The following is a 5,028-nucleotide window of genomic DNA, read 5'->3' on the forward strand; positions in this document are numbered from 1 at the left end:
GTGCGGGGGCGGGGCGGACATGGGCGCCGATCCTAGCCGCCTCGGATCTCCGGCCGGTCCTGCTCCGGGTCGCCGTGATCGGTCTCCACCCGGTTCCGCCCGGCCCGCTTCGCCCGGTACAGCGCGATGTCGGCCGCCGCGAACAGGTGGTCCAGCTTCGCGGGTCCGCCGGCGACGCCGATGCTGACGGTGGGGACGCGGCGCGTGCAGCCGAGCACCAGGCGCCAATCGTGCCGGTCGACGGCCGACCGGATGCGTTCCGCGACGACCGGGCCCGCGTGCCGGGAGTCCTCGGCGTCGTCGACCAGCAGCACCACGAACTCGTCCCCGGCCCACCGGCAGATCAGGTCGTCGGCGCGGCACTCGCGACGCAGCAGGTGCGCGACCTCCTGCAGGGTCGCGTCCCCGGCGGCGTGCCCCGCGTAGTCGTTGACGTCCTTGAACCAGTCCACGTCGAGCAGCACCAGCCACGGGATCCGGCCCTGCGCCGCGGTCTCCGCCAGCAGTTCGGGTGCTTGGCGCTGCAGGCCGAGGCGGTTCACCAGGCCGGTCAGCGGGTCGCGCACGGCCGCTTCCTGCGCCGCCGTCGCCAGCCGCTGCGCCTGGACGGCGACCCGCCGCTGCTCCAGCGCCTGGCCGAGGCCTTCCTGCAGCGTCTCCACGGCCGCGCTCCCGGCCCGCACCGTGCGGCGCAACGCGGCCGCCTCGCCCACGGCGTCGCCGAGCTGCACGCACACCGAGGCCAGGTCCAGCGAGTACCGCATCATCTGCATCGTGTCGCCGATGCTCTCGGCGCTGTCCAGCGCGCGGCTGGCGAAGGTGCGCGCCGAGTGCAGGTCTCCCTGGTCGCGCCGCACCACCGCCAGCACCCAGTTCGCCACGGCCGTGCAGAACCCGTCCTCGGCCTCCTTGCTGAGCTCCAGCGCGCGCTGGGCGAGCCGTTCCGCCTCCGGCAGCCGTCCGAGGCCGGCGCGGGCCCGCGCGCCACCGGCCAGCGACAGCCGGCGCAGCTGGCCCTCGCCGACGAGCAGCAGCGCCTCGTCGAACAGGTCGCGGGCCGTGCCGAACAGCCGTTCCGCGGCGGAGACCTCCCGCGCCACCGACCGGAAGATCAACGCGCTGGCCTGGCGGACCAGGCAGTGCGCCAGCGTCTCCGGGTCGCCCGCCTTGCGCGCCACCTGCACGCTCAGCGACATCAGCTCCAGCGCGGACTCCCGGTGCCCGATGGTCTCCAGCAGGTTGCCGAGGATGCTGATGGTCTGCGCCGCGGACGCGCCGCTCGGCTGGTCGGCGTCCAGGTCCGTCCAGCCCTCCGCCGCCAGTTCCAGGGCTTGCGGGATGCGGTTGAGCCGCCAGGACAGCCACGCGCGGTGCACCAGCACCGTCGCCCGGTTCCACTGCTCGCCGACCAGGTTCGTCCCGGTCGAGACGAGTTCGTCGAACGCGACGTCCGCGTCGTGGAAGTGACCGGAATCGAGCAGGGCCCGCACGCGACGATCTTGCGCGGGGATGTGCCCCGACATCAGCGAATCGTCCTGTCGCACGGCGTCTCCGAGATCGTCCTCGTGCCCCGTTCCCCGCGTGTTCAGCTTCAGGCTACCGGGATCGGCCGCCCCGGTACTTGTCGTGGTGGACGACGTCCTCCAGCGGCGAGCGCCGCCGCCAGCCGTGTCGTTCCAGGTCAGGGGTTTCGGCGAGGGCGTGCACCGGTCCGATGCAGAGCCAGGCGACGGGCCGGACGCCTGCGGGGATGTCCAGCAGCCCGCGCAGGAACTCCTCCCGGTAGAAGCTGACCCAGCCGACGCCGAGGCCTTCGGCGGTCGCGGACAGCCACAGGTTCTGGATGGCCAGGCACACCGAGTACAGGCCGGCGTCGGCGATGGCGTGCCTGCCCAGCACCGCGGGGGAGCCGCGGTCGGGGTCGTAGGTGACGGCGATGCCGAGGCCGGACTCGACGATGCCCTCCACCTTGATCTTGGCGAAGGTCTCGGCCCGCTCCCCGCTGAGCTCGGCGGCGAAGACGTCCCGTTCGGCGCGCACGTGCTCGCGGAACGCACGGCGGGTGGCCTCGTCGCGGACCAGCACGAAGTCCCACGGCTGGCTCAGGCCCACGCTGGGGGCGCTGTGCGCGGCGGTCAGCACGCGGCGCAGCACCTCGTCCGGGATCTCGCCGCCGGTGAACTCGTTGCGGACGTCGCGGCGGCGTCGCAGCACGTCGTAGAGGTCGGCGGCGGGCATCGGTTCGGTGGATCGAGCGGTCATTGCCGCAATCCTGCCGTGCTAGACCACCCGAACGTGATGGCGAAGCGCACACCGCCCGCGAGACCAGCCGAGCGGCGCAACCGCCGACCAGCACTCCAACCCGCGGACCGAGACCCAGCACCCGCCGGATTCCATCGGTGGTTGCCTGTCAGCGGCGAAGCCGCTGAGCCGCCGACCACCAAAGCAACCGGACCACCCGCGGGTTCTCAGCGGGATTCTCGCGAGGACAGCTTTTTCCCTCGTGGCGGAGCCACTCGGGAAAAAGATCCCGCAGCGAGAATCACGCTGAGGTTCCGCCACCCGACCCCCGAGCAAGACGAGCCGAAAACCAAGAAAAAAGTTCAGCGCTTGGCTGGGGAGGGGTAGGGGAGCAAGGCCATCTCCCGGGCGTTCTTGATCGCCGTGGCGACCTCCCGCTGCTCCTGCATGGTCAGCCCGGTCACCCGGCGGGAGCGGATCTTGCCGCGGTCGGAGAGGAACTTGCGCAGCAGCGCGACGTCCTTCCAGTCCACGGTGACGACGCGTTCCTTGCGCAGCAGGTTCTGCTTGCGGCGGGGCGGTTTGCGTTCGCTGGGCACGGTGCTCACCAACTCGACTTGGTCACGCCGGGCAGTTCGCCGTTGTGCGCGAGCTGGCGCAGGCGCACGCGGGAGAGCCCGAACTTGCGGAAGTAGCCGCGCGGCCTGCCGTCGACGGTGTCGCGGTTGCGCACGCGGGTGGCGCTGGCGTCGCGGGGCTGCCGGGACAGTTCGGCGACGGCGTCGGCGCGCTCCTCGGGGGAGCTGCCGGGGGCGGAGATGATCCGCTTGAGCTCGGCGCGGCGTTCGGCGTGCCGGGCGACGAGCACCTTCCGCTGCTCGTTGCGGGCGATCTTGGACTTCTTGGCCACCGGGTCTTCTCCTCAGCGCTCTTCGCGGAACTCGACGTGCTTCTTGATCACCGGGTCGTACTTGCGCAGCCGCAGCCGGTCGGGGTTGTTGCGGCGGTTCTTCCTGGTCACGTAGGTGAAGCCGGTGCCCGCGGTGGACCGCATCTTGATCACGGGACGGACGTCGTTGCTGGCCATCAGATGCGCTCCCCGCGAGATCGGATGTCGGCGACGACGGCTTCGATGCCGCGCTTGTCGATGGTCTTGATGCCCTTCGTGGACACCCGCAGGCGGATCCAGCGGTTCTCCGAGGGCAGCCAGTAGCGGCGCTGCTGCACGTTGGGCAGCCAGCGGCGGCTGGTGCGCACGTGCGAGTGCGACACCTGCTTGCCGTAGCCGGGTTCTCGCCCGGTCACTTGGCAGCGAATGGACACGAGGGGCCTCCTGATAACGACAGTCGTTTTCAATAAGGGTACCGTGTCGGTTCGGCAGATGAAAACCGTTCCTGATTGGGGCTGCGAGTGGGCACCGAAACCGAACCGTCCGAGGCCGCCCGGGTGCCGCTGGTCGTGGTCGCCGGGCTCGACGGCGAGCACGTCGCCGAGACCGCCGGAGCCGTCCGCGCGACCGACCCGCACGGCACCGCCGTCGTGCACCACGACCTGCGCGAAGTCACCTCCGGCGTGGTCCGCAGGTACCTGCGCCACGGCGACTCCGAACAGCTCACCGTGCTCGAACTCGCCCACGGCTGCGTGTCCTGCACGCTGCGCGAGGACTTCCTGCCGCTGCTGCGCAGGCTCGCCGCCGCCCCCGACGTGCGGCGCATCGTCGTGCGCCTCGACTCCTCCCTCGAACCCGAGGCGATCTGCTGGGCCATCGAGCACGTCGTCGTCGACACCGCCCCGGTCGCCGAGGACGTCGAGGTCGAAGCCGTCCTCACCGCCGTCGACCTGCCCAGCTGGCTCGGCGACGTCAGCGGCGACGAACCCCTCTACGAGCGCGGCCTCGCGGGCAGCCCCGACGACGAGCGCACCGTCGCCCAGGTCGGCGTCGGGCAGGTCGAGTTCGCCGACGCCGTCGTCCTCGCCGGGGACGCCGACCGCTGGCAGACCGTGCGCACCGAAGCCGTCCTCGACCGGCTGACCCCCGCCGCCCCGCGCACCGCGCTCACCGGGCTCGACGTGCCCGCGCTGCTCGCCGGCATCCCCGCCGGAGCCCGGCGCGGCGAAGTCGACGGCGCGCACGGCCCGCTGCTGCGCGGGCAGCCGCCGCTCGACGAGGAATCGGGCGTGTCCGTCGTGCTGTTCGAGCAGCGCCGCCCGTTCCACCCGGAACGGCTGCACGACGCGCTCGACGTGCTGCTCGACGGCGTCGTGCGGACCCGCGGCCGCGCCTGGGTCGCGAGCCAGCCCGACACCGCGCTCTGGCTCGAATCCGCCGGCGGCGGGCTGCGCGTCGGGCACGCCGGGCCGTGGCTCGTCACCCAGACCCCCGAGCAGTGGGCGCAGGTCGACCCGGAACGCCAGGTGAAGGCCTCGCTGAACTGGGACGACTACTACGGCGACCGGATGCAGGAACTCGTCGTCATCGCGCACGAAGCCGACCCCGGCGCCATCCGCGGCGCCCTGCACGAAGCCCTGCTCACCGACGAGGAACTCGCGCTCGGCGAGACCGCGTGGCGCGAACTGCCCGACCCCTTCGGCGAATGGCACGAGGACCCGTGCGCCGACGACGAACCCCAGCAGGCGCCCGCGTCCAGCGAAGGCGACCAGCGCGGGGCATGAGCACCCCGCCCCCCCCGGGGGCCCCCCGGGGGGCCCCCCCCGCCCCCGCCCCGCGGGGGGGGGGCACACCGGACCACCAACCCGCGGACGCCCCGCCGGGGGAGCGGGGCCCCG

General features: G+C 72.6%; 7 protein-coding genes. 1 reads left to right on the forward strand and 6 read right to left on the reverse strand.

What is annotated here, in order from left to right:
• Positions 1–32: 32 nt before the first annotated feature.
• The 6 genes from LCD31_RS28090 to rpmB all read right to left on the reverse strand — a co-directional run bounded on the left by LCD31_RS28090 (position 33) and on the right by rpmB (position 3,564).
• Positions 33–1,523 carry a diguanylate cyclase gene (locus LCD31_RS28090; protein WP_224963096.1) on the reverse strand — a complete coding sequence of 497 codons (1,491 nt, stop codon included), beginning with the start codon at positions 1,521–1,523 and terminating at the stop codon, positions 33–35.
• 73 nt (positions 1,524–1,596) lie between these two features.
• Positions 1,597–2,262 (reverse strand): 5,6-dimethylbenzimidazole synthase, encoded by a 666-nt coding sequence (bluB, locus tag LCD31_RS28095; RefSeq protein WP_224963098.1) that lies wholly within the window; start codon positions 2,260–2,262, stop codon positions 1,597–1,599.
• Between the two features lie 341 nt (positions 2,263–2,603).
• On the reverse strand, positions 2,604–2,849 hold the full coding sequence (gene rpsR / locus LCD31_RS28100; protein ID WP_224963101.1) for a 30S ribosomal protein S18: 246 nt from the start codon (positions 2,847–2,849) through the stop codon (positions 2,604–2,606).
• Positions 2,846–3,151: a 30S ribosomal protein S14 gene (gene rpsN / locus LCD31_RS28105; RefSeq protein WP_224963104.1), complete on the reverse strand. Its 306-nt coding sequence runs from the start codon at positions 3,149–3,151 to the stop codon at positions 2,846–2,848. The genes rpsR and rpsN overlap by 4 nt, the downstream gene beginning before the upstream one ends.
• Positions 3,152–3,163: 12 nt before the next feature.
• Complete coding sequence (gene rpmG / locus LCD31_RS28110) at positions 3,164–3,328, reverse strand: 50S ribosomal protein L33 (RefSeq protein WP_224963106.1); 165 nt, start codon at positions 3,326–3,328, stop codon at positions 3,164–3,166.
• The gene (rpmB, locus tag LCD31_RS28115; RefSeq protein WP_224963108.1) at positions 3,328–3,564 is read right to left on the reverse strand and encodes a 50S ribosomal protein L28; all 237 of its coding nucleotides are present in this window, start codon (positions 3,562–3,564) and stop codon (positions 3,328–3,330) included. The genes rpmG and rpmB overlap by 1 nt, the downstream gene beginning before the upstream one ends.
• An 87-nt stretch (positions 3,565–3,651) precedes the next feature.
• Here rpmB and mrf point away from each other — a divergent pair, with 87 nt between their 5' ends.
• Positions 3,652–4,914, forward strand: coding sequence for a ribosome hibernation factor-recruiting GTPase MRF (gene mrf, locus LCD31_RS28120; RefSeq protein WP_224963110.1), 1,263 nt, complete (start codon positions 3,652–3,654; stop codon positions 4,912–4,914).
• Positions 4,915–5,028: the final 114 nt, after the last annotated feature.

Origin of the sequence: Saccharopolyspora sp. 6M (genome assembly GCF_020176775.1) — a bacterium.
GTDB classification, from domain to species: domain Bacteria; phylum Actinomycetota; class Actinomycetes; order Mycobacteriales; family Pseudonocardiaceae; genus Saccharopolyspora_C; species Saccharopolyspora_C gregorii.